At 71.3% G+C, this 22,087-nt stretch carries 18 protein-coding genes; 10 read left to right on the forward strand and 8 right to left on the reverse strand.

The genetic code is table 11. From position 1 onward, the window contains the following. Positions 1-16 precede the first annotated feature (16 nt). Positions 17-496, reverse strand: a complete 480-nt coding sequence (locus KK483_RS11360; RefSeq protein WP_262005110.1) for an NUDIX hydrolase — start codon at positions 494-496, stop codon at positions 17-19. A 319-nt stretch (positions 497-815) separates the two neighbouring features. Here KK483_RS11360 and KK483_RS11365 point away from each other — a divergent pair, with 319 nt between their 5' ends. Together KK483_RS11365 and KK483_RS11370 are read left to right on the forward strand one after the other, a co-directional pair. Continuing rightward, a complete protein-coding gene (locus KK483_RS11365; protein WP_262005111.1) occupies positions 816-4,130 on the forward strand; it encodes a S8 family serine peptidase in 3,315 nt (1,104 codons plus the stop codon). A gap of 180 nt (positions 4,131-4,310) precedes the next feature. Next, on the forward strand, positions 4,311-5,339 hold the full coding sequence (locus tag KK483_RS11370; protein ID WP_262005112.1) for an aspartate-semialdehyde dehydrogenase: 1,029 nt from the start codon (positions 4,311-4,313) through the stop codon (positions 5,337-5,339). A gap of 58 nt (positions 5,340-5,397) precedes the next feature. Here KK483_RS11370 and KK483_RS11375 read toward each other — a convergent pair whose 3' ends face one another. Continuing rightward, on the reverse strand, positions 5,398-5,745 hold the full coding sequence (locus KK483_RS11375; protein WP_313878767.1) for a type II toxin-antitoxin system PemK/MazF family toxin: 348 nt from the start codon (positions 5,743-5,745) through the stop codon (positions 5,398-5,400). After that, complete coding sequence (locus KK483_RS11380) at positions 5,732-5,962, reverse strand: ribbon-helix-helix domain-containing protein (RefSeq protein ID WP_262005113.1); 231 nt, start codon at positions 5,960-5,962, stop codon at positions 5,732-5,734. The genes KK483_RS11375 and KK483_RS11380 overlap by 14 nt, the downstream gene beginning before the upstream one ends. 113 nt (positions 5,963-6,075) lie before the next feature. On the opposite strand from KK483_RS11380, the gene pepN reads away from it, so the two are divergent. The 6 genes from pepN (at position 6,076) to KK483_RS11410 (ending at position 13,026) form a co-directional block, all read left to right on the forward strand. Further along, positions 6,076-8,643, forward strand: a complete 2,568-nt coding sequence (gene pepN / locus KK483_RS11385) for an aminopeptidase N (RefSeq protein ID WP_262005115.1) — start codon at positions 6,076-6,078, stop codon at positions 8,641-8,643. A gap of 225 nt (positions 8,644-8,868) precedes the next feature. Further along, entirely contained in the window at positions 8,869-10,395 is a 1,527-nt protein-coding gene (locus tag KK483_RS11390) for an ATP-binding protein (protein WP_262009435.1), read from the forward strand. Beyond that, complete coding sequence (locus KK483_RS11395) at positions 10,392-10,799, forward strand: roadblock/LC7 domain-containing protein (RefSeq protein ID WP_262005116.1); 408 nt, start codon at positions 10,392-10,394, stop codon at positions 10,797-10,799. The genes KK483_RS11390 and KK483_RS11395 overlap by 4 nt, the downstream gene beginning before the upstream one ends. Continuing rightward, positions 10,796-11,158, forward strand: coding sequence for a DUF742 domain-containing protein (locus KK483_RS11400; protein WP_262005117.1), 363 nt, complete (start codon positions 10,796-10,798; stop codon positions 11,156-11,158). The genes KK483_RS11395 and KK483_RS11400 overlap by 4 nt, the downstream gene beginning before the upstream one ends. Continuing rightward, entirely contained in the window at positions 11,139-11,768 is a 630-nt protein-coding gene (locus tag KK483_RS11405) for an ATP/GTP-binding protein (protein ID WP_262005118.1), read from the forward strand. Before KK483_RS11400 ends, KK483_RS11405 begins: the two co-directional genes overlap by 20 nt. Before the next feature lie 136 nt (positions 11,769-11,904). Next, the gene (locus tag KK483_RS11410; RefSeq protein ID WP_262005119.1) at positions 11,905-13,026 is read left to right on the forward strand and encodes a selina-4(15),7(11)-diene synthase; all 1,122 of its coding nucleotides are present in this window, start codon (positions 11,905-11,907) and stop codon (positions 13,024-13,026) included. Between the two features lie 76 nt (positions 13,027-13,102). Here KK483_RS11410 and KK483_RS11415 read toward each other — a convergent pair whose 3' ends face one another. Then, positions 13,103-14,452 carry a cytochrome P450 gene (locus tag KK483_RS11415; protein ID WP_262009436.1) on the reverse strand — a complete coding sequence of 450 codons (1,350 nt, stop codon included), beginning with the start codon at positions 14,450-14,452 and terminating at the stop codon, positions 13,103-13,105. Between the two features lie 249 nt (positions 14,453-14,701). Here KK483_RS11415 and KK483_RS11420 point away from each other — a divergent pair, with 249 nt between their 5' ends. Continuing rightward, complete coding sequence (locus KK483_RS11420) at positions 14,702-16,108, forward strand: cytochrome P450 (RefSeq protein ID WP_262005120.1); 1,407 nt, start codon at positions 14,702-14,704, stop codon at positions 16,106-16,108. Between the two features lie 48 nt (positions 16,109-16,156). Here KK483_RS11420 and KK483_RS11425 read toward each other — a convergent pair whose 3' ends face one another. Both KK483_RS11425 and KK483_RS11430 read right to left on the reverse strand, forming a co-directional pair. Continuing rightward, positions 16,157-17,413: a cytochrome P450 gene (locus KK483_RS11425; RefSeq protein WP_262005121.1), complete on the reverse strand. Its 1,257-nt coding sequence runs from the start codon at positions 17,411-17,413 to the stop codon at positions 16,157-16,159. A 183-nt stretch (positions 17,414-17,596) separates the two neighbouring features. Continuing rightward, positions 17,597-18,541 (reverse strand): LysR family transcriptional regulator, encoded by a 945-nt coding sequence (locus tag KK483_RS11430; protein WP_262005122.1) that lies wholly within the window; start codon positions 18,539-18,541, stop codon positions 17,597-17,599. A gap of 628 nt (positions 18,542-19,169) precedes the next feature. Here KK483_RS11430 and KK483_RS11435 point away from each other — a divergent pair. Next, positions 19,170-20,534: a S8 family peptidase gene (locus tag KK483_RS11435; RefSeq protein ID WP_262005123.1), complete on the forward strand. Its 1,365-nt coding sequence runs from the start codon at positions 19,170-19,172 to the stop codon at positions 20,532-20,534. On the opposite strand, the gene KK483_RS11440 is transcribed toward KK483_RS11435, so the two are convergent. Both KK483_RS11440 and KK483_RS11445 read right to left on the reverse strand, forming a co-directional pair. Beyond that, a complete protein-coding gene (locus KK483_RS11440; RefSeq protein ID WP_262005124.1) occupies positions 20,516-21,526 on the reverse strand; it encodes a DMT family transporter in 1,011 nt (336 codons plus the stop codon). The genes KK483_RS11435 and KK483_RS11440 overlap by 19 nt on opposite strands. A gap of 301 nt (positions 21,527-21,827) precedes the next feature. Next, a complete protein-coding gene (locus KK483_RS11445) occupies positions 21,828-22,070 on the reverse strand; it encodes a hypothetical protein (RefSeq protein WP_262005125.1) in 243 nt (80 codons plus the stop codon). Positions 22,071-22,087: the final 17 nt, after the last annotated feature.

A 22,087-nucleotide genomic window follows, 5' to 3' on the forward strand; every position in this document is an offset into this window, starting at 1 on the left:
AGGGGTTGATCCGGTTTCAGCCGTCCGCGGGGCGGTGTCCGTCCGCCCTGCCCACCGGGGGCCGATCGCGCCACAGCGCCAGGCCGATGTCGACGAGCGCGACCCGTTCGAGGCCGGGGACGTCGTCGAGCGGGTGCCAGGCGGCGAGGTCCGTGGACCCGCCGGTCTCGGGGCGCAGTGCGCCGCCGGTGATCCGTCCCTCGTAGAGGATGCGCAGGCTGTGGAAGTCGGAGCCGCCGCCGGGTCTGCCGCGGCCTCTGGGCGGGCGCTGCACATGCATCGAGTCGAGGCCGAGCAGTGCGGTCACCTCGGCCGCGTATCCGGTCTCTTCGGCGACTTCGCGGACAACGGTGTCGAGCGGGTCCTCACCGTGGTCCATTCCCCCGCCGGGGAGGGTCCAGCGCCTCGCGCCGTCCCGTGCCACCCAGCGGGCGAGCAGAATCCGTGCGTCCCGTACGCACACGGCGTAGGCCGCCACCCGCAACACCTGACCCATGCACAGAGATTAGACCCCCGGTCCTCACCGGCCCCCGGGCACCGGTCGCGACCGCGCTATCGGGGTCCCGGCGTGACGCGAAGACATACGGAGCCTGACGCTCCGTCACTGAATCGGCTCGGATTGAACGACCTGCGCACCGGATCGTCCTTCTATCTGGACCTTTGTCCGCCATGGTGCATGTTCCGCCAGTGGCGGATGTGCGCCATGACCGTATCCCGCCTCGGCCAACTCTCCACAAACCGCTGTCATTTACGAAAGGGTGAGCGGTCATCCGGCACCGAAATCCGGACCCTCTCTTTCACTCACAGGGATGCAGATGACCAGCGAATCCCAGAGCTCCATATCCGGGCCGAGACGCGCGGCCCGGGTGGCAGCAGCGGCCGGACTCGTGGCCGCACTGATGGCCACCGGCGCCGCCCCCGTCCACGCCGTGACCGCCGACGACCCGGCAGGCCCGGCACCCGTCAAGGCCGCGCCCGCGGCCGACAAGCTCGGCTCCGCCGACGCCGATCTGCTCGCCGAGGCCGAGGCCAAGGGCGAGAAGACCGTCACGCTGATGGTCGCCACCGCCCCCGGCCAGACCGAGCAGGTCGCCGCCCAGCTCGACGCCGTACGGGGTGGCTCGGTCGGCAGGACGTTCGACAGGCTCGGCTATGTCCGCGCCACCCTGCCGACCGCCGAGGCCGACGCCGCCATCAAGGCGGCCACCAAGCTCTCCAGCGTCCACGGCATCGACCTCAAGCACGAGATCGAGCTGGACGACCCCACGCCCGCGGGCGACCGCGGCAAGGGAGCGGGCTCGCAGCCGACCGCCGGCACGTACCCGGCGCCGGGGAAGAACACCGCCGCGAAGAACCCGTACAACCCGTCGTTCGAGACGGGCGCGGTCGAGTTCGTCCAGGACCACCCGAAGTACGACGGCCGCGGCGTGACCATCGGCATCATGGACTCGGGTGTCGACCTCGGCCACCCGGCGCTCCAGAAGACCACCACCGGCGAGCGCAAGATCGCCGACTGGGTGACCGCCACCGACCCGATCACCGACGGCGACGGCACCTGGCGCGCCCAGGTCACCCCGGTCACCGGCGGTACGTTCACGGCGGGCGGTCTGACCTGGAAGTCCCCCGAGGGCAGCTTCCAGTGGAGCCGGTTCAGCGAGTCGGTCACGGCCACGGGCGATGCGCGCGGTGACATCAACCGGGACGGCGACACCACCGACGTGTTCGGTCTGCTGTACGACCCGGCCGCGGGCACCGTGCGCGTCGACACCGACCAGGACGGCGACTTCACGGACAACACCGCGATGAAGCCGTACAGGAACGGCTACCAGGTCGGGTACTTCGGCACGGACAACCCGGCCACCGAGGTGGCCGAGCGGATCCCGTTCGTGATCGAGATCCGCAAGGACGTCCCGATGGACCCGTTCGGCGGGGACTGGGTCGGCAAGAAGGCCGACTTCGTCAACGTCGGCATCATCGAGTCCGAGCACGGCACCCACGTCGCCGGCATCACCGCCGCAAACGGCCTGTTCGGCGGGAAGATGAACGGCGCCGCCCCCGGCGCCAAGCTGGTCTCCTCGCGCGCCTGCTCCTGGGGCGGCGGCTGCACCAACGTGGCGCTCACCGAGGGCATGGCCGACCTGGTCATCAACCGGGGCGTCGACATCGTCAACATGTCGATCGGCGGTCTGCCGGCGCTCAACGACGGCAACAACGCCCGCGCCGAGCTCTACACCCGGCTCATCGACGACTACGGCGTCCAGCTGGTGATCTCGGCCGGCAACGAGGGCCCCGGCATCAACACCATCGGCGACCCCGGCCTTGCGGACAAGGTCATCTCCGTCGGCGCCGCGATCTCCAAGGAGACCTGGGCCGCCAACTACGGCTCGGCCGTGGAGAAGAAGTACGCCATGTTCCCCTTCTCCTCGCGCGGCCCGCGTGAGGACGGCGGCTTCACCCCGACGATCACCGCGCCCGGTGCCGCGATCAACACCATCCAGACCTGGCTGCCGGGCGCCCCGGTCGCGGAGGCCGGATACCAGCTGCCCGCCGGCTACGGCATGCTCCAGGGCACCTCGATGTCGTCGCCGCAGGCCGCGGGCGCGAGCGCACTGCTGCTCTCCGCCGCCGCGCAGCGGAAGATCGACCTCGCCCCGGCGACCCTGCGCACCGCACTGACCAGCACCGCGAACAGGATCAGCGGGGCGGCCGCGCACGAGCAGGGCTCCGGCCAGATCGACATCCCGGACGCCTGGGACGCGATCACGGACGGCGCCACCGCCCACGAGTACACGGTCGAGGCGCCGGTCGACACCAACATCGACCAGTTCCTGAAGACCCCGGGCTTCGGCACCGGCCTGTACGACCGCGAGGGCGGCCTGAAGGCCGGCCAGAAGAAGTCGTACGAGGTCACCATCGTGCGCACCACCGGTCCCGACCGTCCGATCCGGCACGAGCTGGACTGGAAGTACAACGACGGCACCTTCGACCTGCCGGGCTCCGGCGCCGTCTGGCTGCCGCTGGACAAGCCGGTGACCGTCAAGGTCGACGCCCGGCCGCGGACCGCGGGTGTGCACAGCGCGATCCTGGAGGTCGACGACGTCCGCAGCGAGGGCGTGGACAAGCAGATCCTCGCCACCGTGGTCGTCTCCAAGGAGCTGGCCGCGCCGTCGTACTCCTTCTCGGCCTCCGGCTCCGTGCAGCGCAACAGCCACACGTCGTACTTCGTGACCGTTCCCGAGGGCGCGAAGACGCTGGAGGTCGCGCTCGGCGGACTGAAGGGCAAGAGCCAGACCCGCTTCATCGCGATCCACCCGTACGGCGTGGCCGTCGAGGACAGCTCGACGATCTTCTGCTACCCGAACTACGAAAGCCCGGCCAACACCTGCCGCCCCGACCTGCGGTCGTACGCCGACCCGCAGCCGGGCGTCTGGGAGATCGAGGTCGAGTCGCGCCGTACGTCACCGCTGCTGGACAACCCGTACACGCTGGACGTCCAGGTGCTCGGCGCCGCCTTCGACCCGGCCGTGAAGACCCTCCCCGAGGCCAAGGTCGGCACCCCGGCCGCGGTCGACTGGAAGGTCACCAACGGCTTCGCCGCCATCGACGGCAAGCTGAAGGGCGGCTCGCTCGGCTCGGCGAAGGTGGCCCGTCCGACGATCGCGAACCACGAGACGCAGGAGAGCTCCGTCACCGTCGGTGAGGGCGTCGAGCGGCTCGACATCGCCATCGGCGGCGTCTCGGACACCGCGGCCGACCTCGACCTGGAGGTCTACCTGGGCGACCAGCTGGTCGGCCAGTCCGCGGACGGCGACTCGGAGGAGTCCGTCAGCCTCACCGAGCCGGCCGCCGGTACGTACACGGTCGTGATCGTCGGCTACGCGGTCCCGGCCGGCACCACCGAGTACAACTACCGGGACGTGTTCTTCGCCTCCTCCCTCGGCACCGTCAAGGTCGACGAGACCCAGTCGGTGAAGCTCGCCAGCGGCGCGTCGGCGCAGGTCGCCGCCGAGGTCGTGGTGGGCAGCGCGGCCCCCGAGGGCCGGCAGTTCTTCGGCGAGGTCCAGCTCCTGAACACGCGCGGAACCGCCGCGGGCACCGGCAGCGTCGTGATCGAGAAGGTCGTTCCGTAACGATCTCCGTAACGATCACCGCGTGATGAGGAGGGCGGGCGTCCGGCGGGCGCCCGCCCTTCCGCGTGTGGCGAGGCGTTCCGTCCTTCGGACAATGGATTGGACAAGGCGGCCGGGGGGACACGCATCATGGAAAGCCACCGGGCCACCCAGGCCGCACCAACAGACGGAGGAGTCCCTGTGAAGGTCGGAATCGTCGGAGCCACCGGGCAGGTCGGCACGGTCATGCGCAAGATCCTCGCCGAGCGCAAGTTCCCGGCCGACGAACTGCGGCTCTTCGCGTCCGCCCGGTCGGCCGGCTCCACCATCGAGTGGGAGGGCCGCGAGATCACCGTCGAGGACGCCTCGACCGCCGACTACACCGGCCTGGACATCGTGCTCTTCTCGGCCGGGGGCGCGACCTCCCGCGCGCTCGCGGAGAAGGTCGCCGCCCAGGGCGCCGTCGTGATCGACAACTCCTCCGCCTGGCGCCGCGACCCCGAGGTCCCGCTCGTCGTGTCCGAGGTCAACCCGCACGCGGTCAAGGACCGCCCCAAGGGCATCATCGCCAACCCGAACTGCACGACGATGGCCGCGATGCCGGTGCTGAAGCCGCTGCACCAGGAGGCGGGCCTCACCGCGCTGGTCGCCACCACCTACCAGGCGGTCTCCGGCTCCGGACTGGCGGGCGTCGCCGAGCTGGACGGCCAGGTCAAGGCCGTCGCCGAGGGCGCCGCCGCGCTCACGCACGACGGCGGGGCGGTGGACTTCCCCGACCCCGGTGTCTACCAGCGCACGATCGCCTTCAACGTGCTCCCGCTCGCCGGCTCGATCGTCGACGACGGCTCCTTCGAGACCGACGAGGAGCAGAAGCTCCGCAACGAGTCCCGCAAGATCCTGGAGATCCCGGAGCTGAAGGTGTCCGGCACCTGTGTCCGCGTCCCGGTCTTCTCCGGCCACTCGCTCCAGGTCAACGCCCGCTTCGAGCGTCCGATCGGCGTGGAGCGCGCCTACGAGCTGCTGAGGGACGCGGAGGGCGTCGAGCTCTCCGAGATCCCGACCCCGCTCCAGGCGGCCGGCAAGGACGCGTCGTACGTGGGCCGGATCCGGGTGGACGAGACCGTCGACAACGGCCTCGCGCTCTTCCTCTCCAACGACAACCTCCGCAAGGGCGCGGCGCTGAACGCCGTGCAGATCGCGGAACTGGTGGCGGAGGAGCTCCGCGGCTGACGCCGGGCCTGTGAACGTGGAAGGGCGGCCACCCGTGCGGGTGGCCGCCCTTCCACGTTCACAGGGCCAGGTGACGGCGGAGGGCCGTATCGATCTCGGCCATGCGCTGGCGCGGCACGGAGCCGAGGCGCCGCAGCAGGCGCTCCGGTGCCAGCGCGCGCACCTGCTCGCACTGCACCTTGGAGTCCTTCGGCAGACCGCATTCGGCCGCTGAGAGCAGGACCTGGAAGGGATAGACACGTGATGTGTTCGTCGTCAACGGCACCAGGGTGACCACACCACGCTGTGTGCGCTCCACGGTCGCGTTGGCGCCGTCGTTCGAAACGATCACCGCCGGACGTGCCTTGTTCACCTCGCTGCCCCTCACCGGCTCATAGTCGACGAGGTAGACGTCACCGCGCCTCATCAGTCAGCCCGTCCCCCGAGAACTGGTCCCAGAACGCCGCGTCCTCGCTCGCGTCCCATTCCGCGAACGCCGCCTCGTAATCGGCCTCCAGGCGCGAGGCGCGAAGCAGCTCGATCGCGGCGTGTATCACGGCCGATCTGGACTCTGCCGCCGTCTCGACGGCGTACTCGTCGACGAACGCGACATCCCGCTCCGGCAGGCTCACACTGATCTTCATACGGATTATGCTACCCGAGTAGGAATGCAGACGCCACCCCGCTCGGACCACGGCCGTGGAAGGATGACCCGAAACATCACATACCGAGGACGCAGAACCGAGGAGATGACCGGGTGCCTGGCACGAACCTGACCCGTGAAGAGGCGCAAGCGCGGGCGCGCCTGCTCACCGTCGACGCGTACGAGATCGACCTCGATCTCACCGGGGCGCGGGAGGGCGGCACCTACCGGTCCGTGACCACCGTGCGCTTCGACTCCGCCGAGCACGGCGCGGAGACCTTCATCGACCTGGTCGCACCCGCCGTGCACGAGGCCGTGCTGAACGGCAAGTCGCTGGACGTGGCCGCGGTCTTCCGGGACTCGCGGATCGCGCTGCCCCATCTGCACGAGGGCCCGAACGAGCTGAGGGTCGTCGCGGACTGCGCGTACACGAACACGGGCGAGGGGCTGCACCGCTTCGTCGACCCGGTCGACCAGCAGACCTACCTCTACACGCAGTTCGAGGTGCCGGACGCCCGCCGGGTGTTCGCCTCCTTCGAGCAGCCCGACCTGAAGGCCACCTTCCAGTTCACGGTGAAGGCGCCGGAGGGCTGGACGGTCGTCTCCAACTCGCCGACGCCGGAGCCCAAGGACAACATCTGGGTCTTCGAGCCGACGCCGCGGATCTCCTCGTACATCACGGCGCTGATCGTCGGTCCGTACCACTCGGTGCACAGCTCGTACGAGAAGGACGGGCAGAGCGTGCCGCTCGGCATCTACTGCCGGCCGTCGCTCGCCGAGTTCCTGGACGCGGACGCGGTCTTCGAGGTCACCCGGCAGGGCTTCGACTGGTTCCAGGAGAAGTTCGACTACGCGTATCCCTTCGCCAAGTACGACCAGCTCTTCGTGCCCGAGTTCAACGCGGGCGCGATGGAGAACGCGGGCGCGGTGACCATCCGCGACCAGTACGTGTTCCGTTCGAAGGTGACCGACGCGGCGTACGAGCGGCGGGCCGAGACGATCCTCCACGAGCTGGCCCACATGTGGTTCGGCGATCTGGTCACCATGGAGTGGTGGAACGACCTGTGGCTGAACGAGTCGTTCGCCACGTACACGTCGGTCGCCTGCCAGGCGTACGCGCCGGGCTCGAGGTGGCCGCACGCGTGGACGACGTTCGCCAACTCGGAGAAGACCTGGGCGTACCGGCAGGACCAGCTGCCGTCCACGCACCCGATCATGGCCGAGATCCGCGATCTCGACGACGTGCTCGTGAACTTCGACGGCATCACGTACGCCAAGGGCGCATCGGTGCTGAAGCAGCTGGTCGCGTACGTCGGCATGGACGAGTTCTTCCGGGGTGTGCAGGCGTACTTCAAGCAGCACGCGTTCGGCAACACACGGCTGCCGGACCTGCTCGGCGCGCTGGAGGAGACCAGCGGCCGGGATCTGAAGACATGGTCGAAGGCATGGCTGGAAACCGCCGGTATCAACCTCCTGCGCCCGGTGATCGACACCGACGCGTCCGGCGTGATCACCTCGTTCGCGGTCAAGCAGGAGGCCCCCGCGCTGCCCACGGGCGCGAAGGGCGAGGCCGTGCTGCGGCCGCACCGGATCGCCATCGGCTGCTACGACCTGCGCGACGGCAGCCTGGTGCGGACCGAGCGGATCGAGCTCGACGTCGACGGTGAACTGACCGCGGTGCCGCAGCTGGTGGGCAAGGTGCGCCCGGCGGTCGTGCTGCTCAACGACGACGACCTGTCGTACGCGAAGGTGCGGCTCGACGACGCGTCGCTGAGGACGGTCACCGAGCACCTGGGCGACTTCACCGAGTCGCTGCCGCGCGCGCTGTGCTGGGCGTCCGCGTGGGACATGACGCGCGACGGCGAACTGGCCACCCGCGACTATCTGTCGCTGGTGCTGTCGGGCATCGGCAAGGAGTCGGACATCGGCGTCGTCCAGTCGCTGCAGCGGCAGGTGAAGGCGGCGCTCGACCTGTACGCGGCGCCGGAGTGGCGCGAGGCAGGGCTGACCCAGTGGACCGAGGCGACGCTGGCGCATCTGCGGGCGGCGGAACCGGGCAGCGACCACCAGCTGGCGTGGGCACGGGCGTTCGCGGCGACCGCACGCACCCCGCAGCAGCTGGAGCTCCTGGCGGCGCTGCTGGACGGCAACGAGGCCATCGAGGGCCTGGTCGTCGACACCGAGCTGCGCTGGGCCTTCGTCGAGCGGCTGGCGGCGACCGGCGACTTCGACGAGGAGGAGATCGCGGCCGAGCTGGAGCGCGACAAGACCGCCGCCGGTGAGCGCCACGCGGCGACCGCCCGGGCCGCGCGCCCGACGGCGGAGGCCAAGGCGGAGGCGTGGGAGTCGGTCGTCGAGACCGGCGAGCTGCCGAACGCGGTGCAGGAGGCGATCATCGCCGGCTTCGTCCAGACCGACCAGCGCGAGCTGCTCGCCCCGTACGCTTCGGCGTACTTCGCGGCGGTGAAGGGCGTGTGGGACTCCCGCTCGCACGAGGTCGCCCAGCAGATCGCGATCGGCCTCTACCCCTCGCTCCAGGTGTCGCAGGCGACTCTGGACGCGACCGACGCATGGCTGGATTCGGCCGCCCCGAACGCGGCCCTGCGGCGGCTGGTCTCGGAGTCCCGCGCGGGCATCGAGCGGGCGCTGAAGGCTCAGGCGGCGGACGCGGCAGCGGCCTGACCTGGTGGGGCGCAAGGCCACGGCCCCTGTCTGACCCCTGTCTGAAAGGGCGCCCCGGATCGCATGATTCCGGGGCGCCCTTTCGTGTGCCGCACGAGCCGTGTCAAACCGGCGCGAGGCCGCTGTCCAATCTGTGACCCGACGTCAACACCCTTGCTTCTGAACGACTATGCTCCCTCAGCGTCGTCATATGATCGTTTCCATTCGATGGTTTTGAGGGTGCTGATGATCCGTGAGGAATCGTCGCCCGGAAGTGGAATCCCGCGTTCCGCGGCCTCTTTCGGGTGGCTGCTGCCCGCCGCTCTGACCGCCGCCGCCACCGCAGTCGCGGTGGCCCTGGTCTCCACTCCGGCTCGTGTCCCCGTCGCGGTCATCGGTGGCCTCGCCGCCGTCGCGATCGCCGTCATCGGCGCCGAGGCCGCCCGCCGTGGCAGGACGATCGAGGCGCTGCGGCGGTCCGTCGCCGAACGCGACACCGTGCTCGCCCGCCAGGCGTCCGAGACCGCGCACCTCGCCGGCACCCTGCTGCCCGAGGCCGTGGAACGGCTGCGCAGAGGCGAGTTCCCCGAGGACGTCCTCGCCACGCTCAGCGCCCCTGAGGCCCACCAGGCGGTCGTCCGCGCGGTGGTCGACGCCGTCATCGCCGAGGAGGACCTGCGCGAGTCCGCACAGCGCGCCTTCGTGAACATCGCCCGCCGCGTCCAGGCCATCGTCCACCAGCAGGCCCAGGAACTCCGCGAGATGGAGGACCGGCACGGCAAGGCACCGGACGTCTTCGGCGATCTGCTCCGCCTCGACCACGGCACCGCCCTGATCGGCCGGCTCGCCGACTCCATCGCCGTACTGGGCGGGGCCCGTCCCGGCCGCCAGTGGAGCCGGGCCGTCCCGCTCTACAGCGTGCTGCGCGGCGCCATGTCCCGGATCATCGACTACCAGCGCGTCGAACTGCACTCCGTCACCGAGGTCGCCGTCACCGGCGCCGCCGTCGAGCCGCTGATCCACGCGCTCGCGGAGCTCCTCGACAACGCGACCCGCTACTCGCCGCCGCAGACCAAGGTCCATCTGACCGCCGTCGACGTCCAGTCGGGCATCGCCGTCGAGATCGAGGACGGCGGCGTCAGCATGAGCGAGGAGGCCCGCAAGCGGGCCGAGCGGATGCTGCGCCAGGCACAGCAGGGCATCGACCTCAACGACCTCGGTGAGACGCCTCGCCTCGGCCTCGCCGTGGTCGGCCGGCTCGCACAGGCGTACGGCTTCCAGGTGTCCCTGCGTTCGTCCGCGTACGGCGGTGTCCGCGCCGTCGTCGTCGTACCGCAGGAGATGATCACCACGACGGCGTCCGCGACGGGCCTCGCCCACGGCATCGGGGCCGCGTCGGTGCCGCCGGCGACGCTCCCGGCGGCGGCCTCGGTGCCGGCGGCGCAGGCCGGGGCCCCGGCCCCGGCTCCCGCCCCGGCGTACTCCTCCGCTTCCGTCTCCTCCTCCGGGGAGCGCCCGGTCACCGGCCCGGTGTCCGGCGACCCCGCACCCGCCGTGGCCGAACGCACCACGAACGGACTGCCGCAGCGGCGCCGCAAGTCACTCGCCACCGCCACGCCAGCCGAGCCCGCCGCACCGGTGCCGGCCACGCCCACCGAGGCTCCTGACCAGGAGCCCGCACCACAGGTGCAGCCCGGAATGTGGCTGGCCGCCTTCCAGAGCGGCCTCTCCGGGGAGCCCTCCGACGCCAGCAAGGGGAACACGCAGCCATGATTCAGCAGCAGGCCAACATGGACTGGATGCTCAAGGACCTCGCGGAAGGAGTGCCGCAGACCCGGCATGTGGTCGTGCTCTCCGCCGACGGTCTGCGCATGGCCCAGTACGGCACGGACACCGACACGGCCGACCGGCTGGCGGCCGCCTGCGCCGGACTCCAGTCCCTGGCGGGCGCGGTCGCCTCCGAACTCCCGCACAGCGACGGCCGGATGCGGCTCGTCGTGATCGAGATGGACGGCGGCTTCTTCTATCTGATGGCGGCGGGCGCGGGCGCCTTCCTCGCCGTACTCGCGGACGAGGGTGTCGACGCCGGCCTGATGGGCCAGCGCATGCGCGACCTCGTCCTGCGAATAGGCGAACACTTGAGCAGCCCGCCCCGCGAGGACGGAACGCCCAGGTGAGCAACCCGGGCGACGGGGACTGGGAGGAGGCCAGCCCCGAACGGCTCTACGTCATCACGGGCGGCCGCAGCGCCTCGTCCGCCCCGGTCGACCTCGACCTGGTCACGCTGGTCGTGGCCAGGTCCCGGCCCAAGCCCGGCATGCAGCCGGAACACGCGACGATCATCCAGCTGTGCCAGTCGCCGCTGTCCGTCGCGGAGGTATCCGCCTACACGGGACTCCCCGTCAGCGTCGTCACCGTCCTGCTCGGCGATCTGCTCGCCGACAACCGGGTGATCGCGCGCGCCCCCGTTCCACCCGCCCGACTCCCCGACCGCGCTTTGATTGAGGCAGTGATCGATGGACTTCAGAGGCTCTGAGCAGCCGGCACGGACCGCCGGGCCGCGGAGCGAGGACGTACTGCCGGCGACCGCCGCGGCCGCCGTCAAGGTGGTGATCGTGGGCGGCTTCGGGGTCGGCAAGACGACCCTGGTCGGCTCGGTCAGCGAGATCCGCCCACTGACCACCGAGGAGACGATGACCCAGGCCGGCGTCGGCATCGACGACACGGCAGGCATCGGCGGCAAGACGTCCACGACCGTCGCCATGGACTTCGGCCGCATCAGCATCAACGAGGAACTGGTCCTCTACCTCTTCGGCACCCCCGGCCAGGAGCGCTTCTGGTTCCTGTGGCGCGGCCTGTTCGAGGGCGCGCTCGGGGCGGTGGTACTTGTCGACACCCGCCGCCTGGAGGTGAGCTTCGACGTCATCGGCCGCCTGGAGGAGCGGGGCGTGCCCTTCGTGGTGGCGGTCAACTCCTTCCCGGACGCCCCCGGTTACCCGATCGAGGAGCTGCGCGGCGCGCTGGACCTCCCGGATTCGGTGCCGATCGTGCTGTGCGACGCGCGGCAGCGGACGTCCAGCAGGGATGTCTTGATGACGCTGATGCGCTATCTGCAGACCCTTGCCACGACGCAGGAGGCGTCCTGACGGCGAGTGGCCGAAATCACTCCTGACGACCCATCCGATTCCGGTCGCTACTATGCGGCATAGTTGATCACTGTGAGGTGCAAGGTACGTGTGATACGGCTGCGAGCCATCACACCCTGAAGAAAGGGAGACCGACGTGGGGCCTGAGCTCGTCGTTCCGCCGCTCTTCTCTCCCATCCACCCGGCGATACATCCGCGCCACGCAGAGATAGACGTCCAGACGGCAGCGTGGGCCGAAACGTTTCGCATCGGCTCCGAGGATCTGCGCGGCCGCCTCGTGCGGCAGGACATCGGTACGTTCGCTGCCCGGATCCTCCCGGAGGGCCGCGAGGAGGTCGTCTCCCTCCTCGCGGACTTCGTGCTGTGGCTGTTCGGCGTCGACGACGGGCACTGCGAGGAGGGCGAACTCGGTCAGCGGCCGGGCGACCTGGCGGGCATGCTCCACGGTCTGCTCCGCGTCGCACAGAACCCCGAAGCCCCGATGATGCTCGACGACGCGCTCGCCGCGGGGCTGCGCGATCTGCGCCTCAGGGTCACCCGGTACAGCACGGCCGGGCAGACCGCCCGCTGGATCGACGCCCTGCGCGAGTACTTCTTCTCCGTGGTCTGGGAGGCGTCCCACCGCCGCCTCGGCACCGTGCCCGATCTCAACGACTACACCCTGATGCGCCTCTACGACGGCGCGACATCCGTGGTGCTCCCGATGCTGGAGATGGGGTACGGGTACGAACTCCAGCCGCACGAGCGGGACCGCACCGCCGTGCGCGCGGCCGCCGAGATGGCGTCCTTCGTCATCACGTGGGACAACGACATCCTCTCGCACCACAAGGAGCGCAACAGCTCCGGCTACTACCTCAACGTCCTGCGCGTGCTGGAGCAGAACGGCCTCCCGCCGGGTCAGGCCCTGGACACGGCGATCGCCCAACGGGACCGTGTGATGTGCCTGTTCATGCGGCTGAGCACGTATCTGTCGCAGGACGGCAGCCCGCAGCTGCGGCAGTACCTGGCGAGCCTCGCCGCGTTCATCCGCGCGGCGCAGGACTGGGGCATCAGCTCCGTGCGCTACACGACACCGGACGACCCTGCGGCCAACCCGTCGGCCTTCTCCGACACCCCCACCGACGACAGCCGCGAGCCGCTGGACATCCCCGCGGTGTCCTGGTGGTGGGATCTCCTTCCCGATGAACGCACCCGGGTGCCCTGGCCCCGGCAGGCGAGGCAGCGGGACAGGCAGGAGGGCCTCGCGGGAATCGAGTGACCGCCGCGCGTGATGCGCCGCGCCCGGCCTCGCCGGGCGCGGCGCATCACGGCCGGGGCCGCGCCCCGCCGGTGTGTCAATGACGACGGGGCATGACGGTCATGGGGATGCGGTCGGCGTGTGCCACCGCCGACGCCACCTCCCTGGGTGTGTGACCGGCCGCAGGGGTCAGCTGCCACCGGGCGAGCAGGGTCGCGATGGCGATGGTCGCCTCCGTCCAGACGAAGGCGTCGCCGATGCACTTGCGGTTGCCCGCGCCGAAGGGGAGGTACGTCTTGCGGCCGAGCCCCGACTCCCGCTGCCGCTCGGGCAGCCAGCGGCCGGGGTCGAAGCGCTCGGCGTCCTGGTAGACGCCGGGGTCGCGGTGGACTGCGTAGAGGCTGAAGGCGACCTCGGTACCCGCCGGCAGCCGTACGCCGGCCAGGTCGACCGGCTCGGTGGTGCGGCGCATCAGCAAGGTGACGCCGTGCAGCCGGATCACCTCGTCGAGGACCCGCCGGATGCCCTCCAGGCGCGGCACGTCCGCGATCGTGACCGGCCGGTCCCCGACGACCTCCTGGATCTCCGCCACGATCTCCTTCTCGACCTCGGGGTGGGCGGCCAGCTCATGGAAGGTCCAGGCGAGCGTGGCGGCGGTCGTCTCGGCTCCGGCGAAGAGAATCGTGCTGAGCTCGTCGCGGACCTCGGCGTCCGACAGACCCTGGCCGCTGTCCGCGTCCTGGGCTTCGAGCAGCAGTGACAGCAGATCGCCCCGGCCGGTGTGCCCGGTGCGGCGCGCGACGGCGACGACGTCGTCGATGACGCTGCGGAGGTTGGCCGCCGCGGCGTCGAAGTCGCGGTTCGCGCGGATGGGGAAGGAGTCGAGGAACTTCGGCGACGCGGCGCGTATGAGCAGGTTCTTCAACAGGACGGGCAGGTCGCGCCGTACGGCCTCCACGGCCGGCAGGCCGATGTCGGTGGAGAACATGGTCGAGGCGAGCGTCTCGATGGCGTACTCGGCCATCGCCTGCTCCATGTCGATCTCCTGCCCGGGCTTCCAGGAGTCGGCGAGTGCCCGCGCGTTGCGGCCCATCGTCTCGGAGTAGCCGGTGATCCGCTCCTGGGAGAACATCGGCTGCATCAGCCGGCGGTGCTTGCGGTGCAGCTCCCCGTCCGAGTTGGCCAGACCGTTGCCCGCGAGCGGCCTCAACCGGTCGAAGAAGCGACCCTTCTCGAAGCTGCGCGCCTTGGCCACCATCACCTCGTGGACCAGCTCGGCCGAGGTGACGACGTACATGGGCATCGTGCCGAGATACACCCGCACCAGGTCCCCGTGCCGTCGCAGCGACGTCAGGAAGCCGAACGGGTCGCGCCACAGCTGCAGAGCGTGCCCGAGCAGGGGCACGGCCCCGGGGACACGAGGAACGGTTGACTCGGCCGATCGCAGGCCAACTGACACGGAAACGTCCTCTCTACGAGTGGTGCGCGCACCACATGGCGGCGTCCCGGACGGCACACGCCGCCCGGCCACACAAAGATCACTTCTACCCAAGTGGAAGTCGCCGTAGCCGAGTTGCCCCCGGGTCCGCCCGCGAGGGGGGACGGCGGCGGAAGTATGCTGCCGGTCGCTGCCGACTCGTCACCGTGTGCGAGGACGGCACTCGACTCGGTACCACGCCGCTGCTTCGGAGGCCCCGTGACCACCCCGTACTACGACCCCACCGGCACTGCCACCACCCCGCCACCGGGTTGCCCGGCCCATGCCGGCGGGCACGACGGACTGCGGCGGCTGTACGGGCCGGAGGCCGAGGCCCAGCCGTACGCCCTGTACGAGCAACTCCGCAAGGAACACGGAGCCGTGGCCCCTGTGCTCCTCCACGGCGACGTGCCCGCCTGGCTGGTGCTGGGCCACCGGGAGAACCTGGAAGTGATGAGCTCGCCGCAGCGGTTCACGGCGGACTCCCGCAACTGGCGGGCGCTGGCGGAGGGCCGGGTGGCACAGGACTCGCCCCTGCTGCCGATCATCACCTGGCAGCCGCTGGTGGCCTTCGCCGACGGCGACGCGCACGCGCGCCTGCGCAGCGCCGTCACCGACAGTCTGGAACGGATCAGCGCCCACGGAACGCGCCGCTACATCACCCGCTACGCCGACCGGCTGATCGACGACTTCGGTTCCCAGGGCCACGCCGACCTGCTGAGTGACTTCGCCCAGAAACTGCCCGCCCTGGTGCTGTGCCAGCGCTTCGGCATAGCGGAGCAGGACGCGCTCCGGCTCGGTGCGGCCGTCCGCGACATGATCAGCGGCAGCGCGACGGCCATCGAGAGCAACCAGGTCGTCGAGAAGGTCATGCGGGACCTTGTGGAGCGCAAGACCCGGCAGCCGGGTGAGGACTTCGCGAGCTGGCTGATCGGCCATCAGTCCGGACTGACCGCGCAGGAGGTGGCCGAGCATCTGAGGCACTCGCTCGTCGCCTCGATGAGCACGGTGATCAACCTGATCGCGGGCACGCTCCGCAAGGTGCTCACCGACCGCGGGTTCCGCGGCAGCCTGTCCGGCGGCACCATGACCCTGCCCGACTCGCTGGACCAGGTGCTGTGGGACGACCCACCGCTCGCCGTGGTGCCGACCCGGTGGGCGGTGCGCGACACGACCCTGGCCGGCCAGCAGATCCGGGCCGGCGACATGGTGATGGTCGGCATCGCCGCGGGGAACGTCGACCCGGAGATCCGGCCGGACCTCACCGTGTCCGTCCACGGCAACCGCTCGCACCTGGCCTTCGGGGCCGGCCCGCACCAGTGCCCCGGCCAGGACATCGGCCGTGCCATCGCGGAGACCGGCATCGACAGGCTGCTGGCGCGGCTCCCCGATCTGGAGCTCTCGGTGGCCGAGGACGAACTCACCGTCGTCGGCAGCTGGATGGCGCGGGGCCTGACCAGCCTGCCCGTGCGCTTCACCGCGCTCCGCGTGGAGCAGCAGGCCGGGACGCCGGCGCCGGCCGTCGGTGCCGCCCTCCCCGACGCCGTACCGCAGCGTGAGACGGCCGCCGAGCCCGGGCCGGCGCGGAAGCCGCGCAGGCGCTGGTTCGGGTGGCTCCGCCGGTAGGCACGGGCCGGTGTGCGAGGGCCCGGACGACCTGAGGTCCGGGCCCTCTCAGGGGCGTTGCTCGGGCGGCCTGGCGTCGGTACGGAGCTCGACCGGCAGGGTCTTGAGTCCGTGCAGCGCAGTGGACGGCAGCGGTTCGGGGTCTTCGGTCGCCAGTGTCAGATCGGGGAAGCGGGCGAAGAGCTCTTCCAGGGCGACCGCCGCCTCCAGTCTGCCCAGGGCCGCACCGAGGCAGTAGTGCGCGCCGTGGCCGAAGGCGAGGTGCCGGCGGGTGGGCCGGTCGAGGTCGAACCGCTCGGGGTCGTGGTGGGTGTCCGGGTCCCGCCCGATGCCGAAGTGGCTGACGACCAACGCCGTTCCCCTCGCCACCTTCACACCGGCGAGTTCGAGGTCCTCCTTTGCGTAGCGCATCAGGGTGTAACGGACCGGCGGACTGTGGCGCAGCCCTTCCTCGACGACATCGGCCCAGGTGCGGGTGGCGTCGCGGACCGGGTCGAGCAGCGACCTGTCCTTCAGCAGTGTCCGGGCGATGCCGGTCACGAGGTTGACGGTCGTCTCGTGCCCGGCGATGAGGATCAGGAACATCGTCTGGATCAGTTCCTGGGTGCCGAGGGCGTTCCCGTCCTCGTCGCGGGCCTGCATCAGGGCAGTGGCGAGGTCATCCGCGGGATGCTCCCGCTTCGCGGCGACGAGACCCGCGAGTTCGGCGGCGATGGTCTCCTCGGCGCTGCGGATGTCCGCACGCCCGGGGTCGGCGTCGGACCCTGACGTGACCAGTCGCTCGAACGCCCTGCGCAGTCCGGTCACGGCCGTGTCCGGGAAGCCGAGGATCTCGCAGACGACCCGCACGGGAAGCGGGAAGGCGAAGAGTTCGCGCAGGTCCACCGGCCCGGTCGCGGCGGCCTCTTCCAGCCGGTCGAGGAGTTCGCCGGCGATCGCCTTGACACGGGGTCTGAGCGCCTCGACGGGCGTCCGTCCGAAGGCCGCGGCGGAGGGGCCGCGCAGCCTCCGGTGCTCAGCGCCGTCCGCGTTGAGCATTCCGGCGCCCCGGACGAACGCCATCAGCTCCCAGTCGGCGGGTATCCGGCCCTCCTGCAAGTCGGTCCACGCTGCCGGGTCCTTGGCCATGCGGGGGTCACCGAACACCTGGAGCGCGGTCTTGTGGTCCAGGGCGGCCATGGCGTGTACGCCGCCCGGCAGTACGACGTGCTGAAGGGGGCAGCCCCGCTTGCGCAGGGCCTCCGCCTCAACGGCGGGATCTGCGTGCGGATCGAGCCGGAAGGGAGCGGAAGCTTTCGGGTCCACACGCAACTCCAGCACTGGAAGGGCGGATCGACGATCGGACTCGCTCCATGGGAGTCCGCTCAGCAGTCTGTCCACGCGGGGCCTCGGGCATACGCGGCTCGCCGGCGGCTTGCTCGCGACCAGGCCGCGGCTGACCCGCGGCCAACCCGCGACAGCTCCCGGACTGCCGCGACCCGGCCGGCATCACGGCGCCGGCGCCGGCGGCTGACTCCGGTCGTGCCGTGTGTGCGCCGCCTCCCGGAGGGCCTGGAGGACCCGCTCCACGCCCGGCGCCTCCTCCGCGCCCCGCCGCACCGCCGCGATCACATGGCGGCGGGGCTGGTCGGGGCCGAGTACGCGCATCGCGACCCCGCCGCGGCGTTCGGCCGCCGCCATGCGGGGGACGAGGGCGATGCCCATGCCCGCCTCCACCATGGCGAGGATCGCCGTCCAGCCGGAGGCGGAGTGGGCCTGTTCGGGGACGAAGCCGGCCGCTTCGCAGGCGGTGCGGGTGATCTCGGACCAGGGGCCGCTGCCGCCGAAGATCCACGGCTCTCCCGACAGATCCGACAGCCGCAGGCCCGGCTCGGACGCCAGCGGGTGCGCGGCCGGCAGGGCCACGTCCAGCGGGTCGGCCAGCAGGGGGACGCGGGTGAACTTCGGGTCGCGCGCGGTCGGGGCGTGCGCGGCGAGCGACAGGGCGAGGTCGACGTCCCCGGCGGACAGCAGTTCGTACGCCTCGGCCGCCTCGGCCTCCCGTACACGTACGTCCAGGGCGGGGTGGCGCGTGCGCAGCGCCCGCACGGCGGGGACGACGAGCGCGGGCACGGCGGTCGAGAAGGCACCGACGCGCACCTCCCCCGCCTCTCCCCGGACATACCCCGCCAGTTCGGCGTCCGCCCGCTCCAACTGCGCGAACACGGCCTCGGCGTGCCTCAGTACCAGGTGTGCGGCGTCCGTCAGCCGCACCCGCCGGCCCTGTGCTTCGAGGAGCCGCACGCCGAGCTGCCGGGACAGGTTCGTCAGCTGCTGCGACACGGCCGACGGCGTCATGAGCAGCGCCTCGGCGGTCGCGGTCACGGTGCCGCGGTCCCGCAGCGTGCGCAGGATCCGCAGCTTCCTGACGTCCCATCTGTCCCACTCGGCCATGCCCGCAACCTACCGGCGCGCCTGCGACGAGTTCTCGCGCCCGTCCGAGTCCCTTCGTGCCTGACCACCACTCACCCCCTCGCCGTCCCCGGCGGGCGCCTCACACGAGGTCCGCGGTGCCGGACCGCCGCTGCTGATCACGAGAGCGCCGATGAGCGCCGCGCACTTCGCACCGCCGGCCGACGCGCTCGCGAGCGATCACACGGTCGTCGCCCACGACACCCGCGGGGCATCGCGGGCAGCGTCGTCGACGATCCCGAGCGGGACTCCCACCCCCGAGCTGCGGGCGGACGACGTCGCCGCGCTCAGACCGCCCCGGCCCGTGGCGTCGTCGGCATCGGCGCTTCGTCCGGCGGCCTGCCCACGTACCGCACGTCCCAGGTGCCGACCGAGTTCCCCGGCGACCGCGGCGGGTTCCTGGTGCGGTCGAAGGAGTTCGCCGAGGTGCTGCGGGAGGTGCTGGCGGGACGCTGAGGCCGGTACGGGTGCGGGTGACCGCCAGGTGGGGTCGATGCGGCCCGTGAGGCCGGTGACGCGGACGCGGCGAACGGCTGACAGGGGCTCAAGCACCGCCGCGGGCCGGTCGAAGAGAGCGGTGACATGATCATCGTTCTGAACGGAGCCATCCATGCGCCTGTTCGCGCGCCGCGCGGCCGCCGCCCTGCTGCTCACCCTGCCCGTCGTCGTTCCCGGGCCCGCCCTGGCCGATGGCCGTGCCGAGGTGCCGAGGCCCGGGCCCGCGCCGCTGCACAAGGCGACCGAGCCGGTCAGGGGCAGCTACATCGTCTCGCTGGAAACCGGCGCCGAGGCGGCCGACATCGCGCAGCAGGCCGGTGTGAAGCCGCGGTACACGTACAAGCGCGCCATGCACGGCTTCGCCGCGACGCTGAGCGCCGACCAGTTGGAGGCGGTGCGGCTGGATCCCGGGGTCGCGGCCGTGGAGGAGGACTCCCGGGTGTCCATGTACCGACCCGTTCCCGTCGGCCCCGGGCACCTGCTCGACACGGAGAACCCCTACGGCCGGGAGGACCCCGAGGAGGGTCTCCAGGAGGACCCCGAGCAGACCGGTGACACCGGGGACAACGGGGACACCGGCGACGCCTGGGACGCCGAGGACACCGGCGACCGCCAGGACCTGGAGGACCTGGACGGCAGGGCCGCCCGGAAGGCCGCCGCCAGTTGGGGGCTCGACCGTGCCGACCAGCGGCAGCTGCCGCTCGACGGGAAGTTCGGCGCCACCGCCACCGGCCGGGGCGCGACCATCTACATCGTCGACACGGGCATCGACTACACCCACAGCGAGTTCGGCGGACGGGCCGTGCCCGGGTACGACGCCGTGGGCGACGGGCGCCGCGGTCAGGACTGCGAGGGACACGGCACCCATGTGGCCGGTACGGCGGCCGGGGCGACGTACGGCATCGCGCCCGAGGCCAGGCTGGTCAGCATCAGGGTGCTGGACTGCAACGGCAACGGGACCTGGGCCGGCATCATCGCTGGCCTCGACTGGGTCGCGCGCAACGCCCAGCAGCCCGCCGTCCTGAACGCCTCGCTCGGCGGCTCCCGGTCACTGTCCGCGAACGAGGCCGCCGACAACGTCTTCAAGAGCGGCATCCTGCCGGTCATCGCGTCGGGCAACTCGGCCGAGGACGCCTGCGAAATCTCACCCGCGAGCGCGGCGACCGCCATCGCCGTCGGCGCGACCGACGCCACGGACAGCGAGACGGCATTCAGCAACTTCGGCAGGTGCCTCGACATCTACGCCCCGGGCAGCGAGGTCGTCTCCGCCATGAGGGGCGGCGGCAGTACGGCCATGGACGGCACCTCGATGGCCGCTCCCCACGTGGCGGGGGTGGCGGCGCTCTACCGGGCCGCGCACCCCACCGCGGACGTGCAGGCCGTCTCCGACTGGATCATCGCGCAGTCCACGAAGAACGAGGTCCGGAGGATCTCGTGGCGCTCGCCCAACCGGCTGCTCTACACCGGCGGCCTCTGACCGGTCGCGTTCCCCCGGTCGGTCGTGCCTCCCGGGCCGACCGGAACCGTTCGCGGGTGGCGCGGCGTTCTCGCGGACGCCGCGCCCAGCGCCACTCCGCCCACGATCAGCGCCAGGCACAGCGCCTGCCCCGCCCCGAAGGGCTCGTCGAGGACGAGGAACGAGAGCAGGGCCACACAGACCGGCTGAAGGTAATAGACCACGCCCGCGCGGGCCGCGCCGATCAGGGCGATGGCCTTGTTCCAGGCGAAGAAGGCGACGGCCGACGAGAAGACGCCGACGTACAGGAGCGGGCCGACGGTGCCCGCCGTGGGCTCGAAGCCGCCCTGCACGGCGAGGCTGATCCCGTACGCGGGCAGCAGCATGAGCGCCCCGAGCACGAACGTGCCGAAGAGGAAGGGGAGCCCGCCGAGCTCGCGGGGACGCCGCTTGAGCAGGGCGCTGTACGAGGCGAAGGCGGCCGCCGCCGCCATGACCCATCCGTCCCCGGGGGTGAGGTCCGGGGCGAGCGTGCCCTTGCCGGAGGCCGGGCCGAGCAGCAGCAGCACCCCGGCGCAGGCGATGAGGATCCCCGTCACACGGCGGGCGCCGAGCGGGGCGCCGCCGATGCGCTCGTACAGCGCCATCAGGACCGGCGAGGCGGCCATGATCATGCCCATCGTGCCGGCGGTGGTGGTGATGCCGGCCTGGTGGACGAGGGTGTTGTAGACGGTGACGCCGAGCAGGGCGGAGAGCAGGACGAAGCCCAGGTGGCGGCGGATCAGATGCCGTTGGCGCCACGCCGGGCGGGCCGCGAACGGCGCCACCGCGACGATGGCGACGACCCAGCGCCAGAAGGCGTGCTGGACGGGCGGGACGGAGTCGTGGAGGGCTCGGGCGGTGACGAAGCTTCCCGACCAGACGAGCGTCGCGACGAGCGCGAGGAGGAGGCCGGTGCCGGAAACCTGCGCCCGCCGCCTTCCCGCAGGAGTGCCGGCCGTTCCCGCGCGCACGCCGGCCGTTCCCGCGCGCACGCCGACTGTTCCCGCGGGCGCGCCGCCCGATGCGCTGCTGCGAGCGCCCTCCCGCTGATGGACTGCCACGGTTGTCCCTCGCCTTCCTCCCCCGAGGGGGATCCCGGTTGCGGGACCAACCGTCGCAGCGGCCGATCAGTCAGGTCCATCGAATCTTTTCGACGATTCCCTTCAGGGAAACCGAAAGATCATTACCGGGCAGACGTACGCACGCGGAGGGGCGCCGCACCGTGTGTACGGTGCGGCGCCCCTCCGCGTGGTTCGGGCCGGACTCCGGTCGTCAGGCCCGCTTGCCGCTGGGCCTGTCGGACTTGTCGAGGACCATCACCAGGCCGGCGATGACGAGGAACAGGCCGATCGGCGCGGCGACGAACAGGCCGAGCGTCTCGGCCACGCTCAGGCCCGGGCCCGGGTCGTCACCGTCGTCGCGCATCACGGCGAGCGCGGGGGACGACATGAGCAGCATCATCAGCGTCGTACCGGCCGCGACGGCGCCGGCGCGCAGGGCGTTCTTCTTGTCCACGGTGCAAACGTAGCGAA

The organism is Streptomyces sp. FIT100, from assembly GCF_024584805.1.
Classification (GTDB): Bacteria; Actinomycetota; Actinomycetes; order Streptomycetales; family Streptomycetaceae; genus Streptomyces.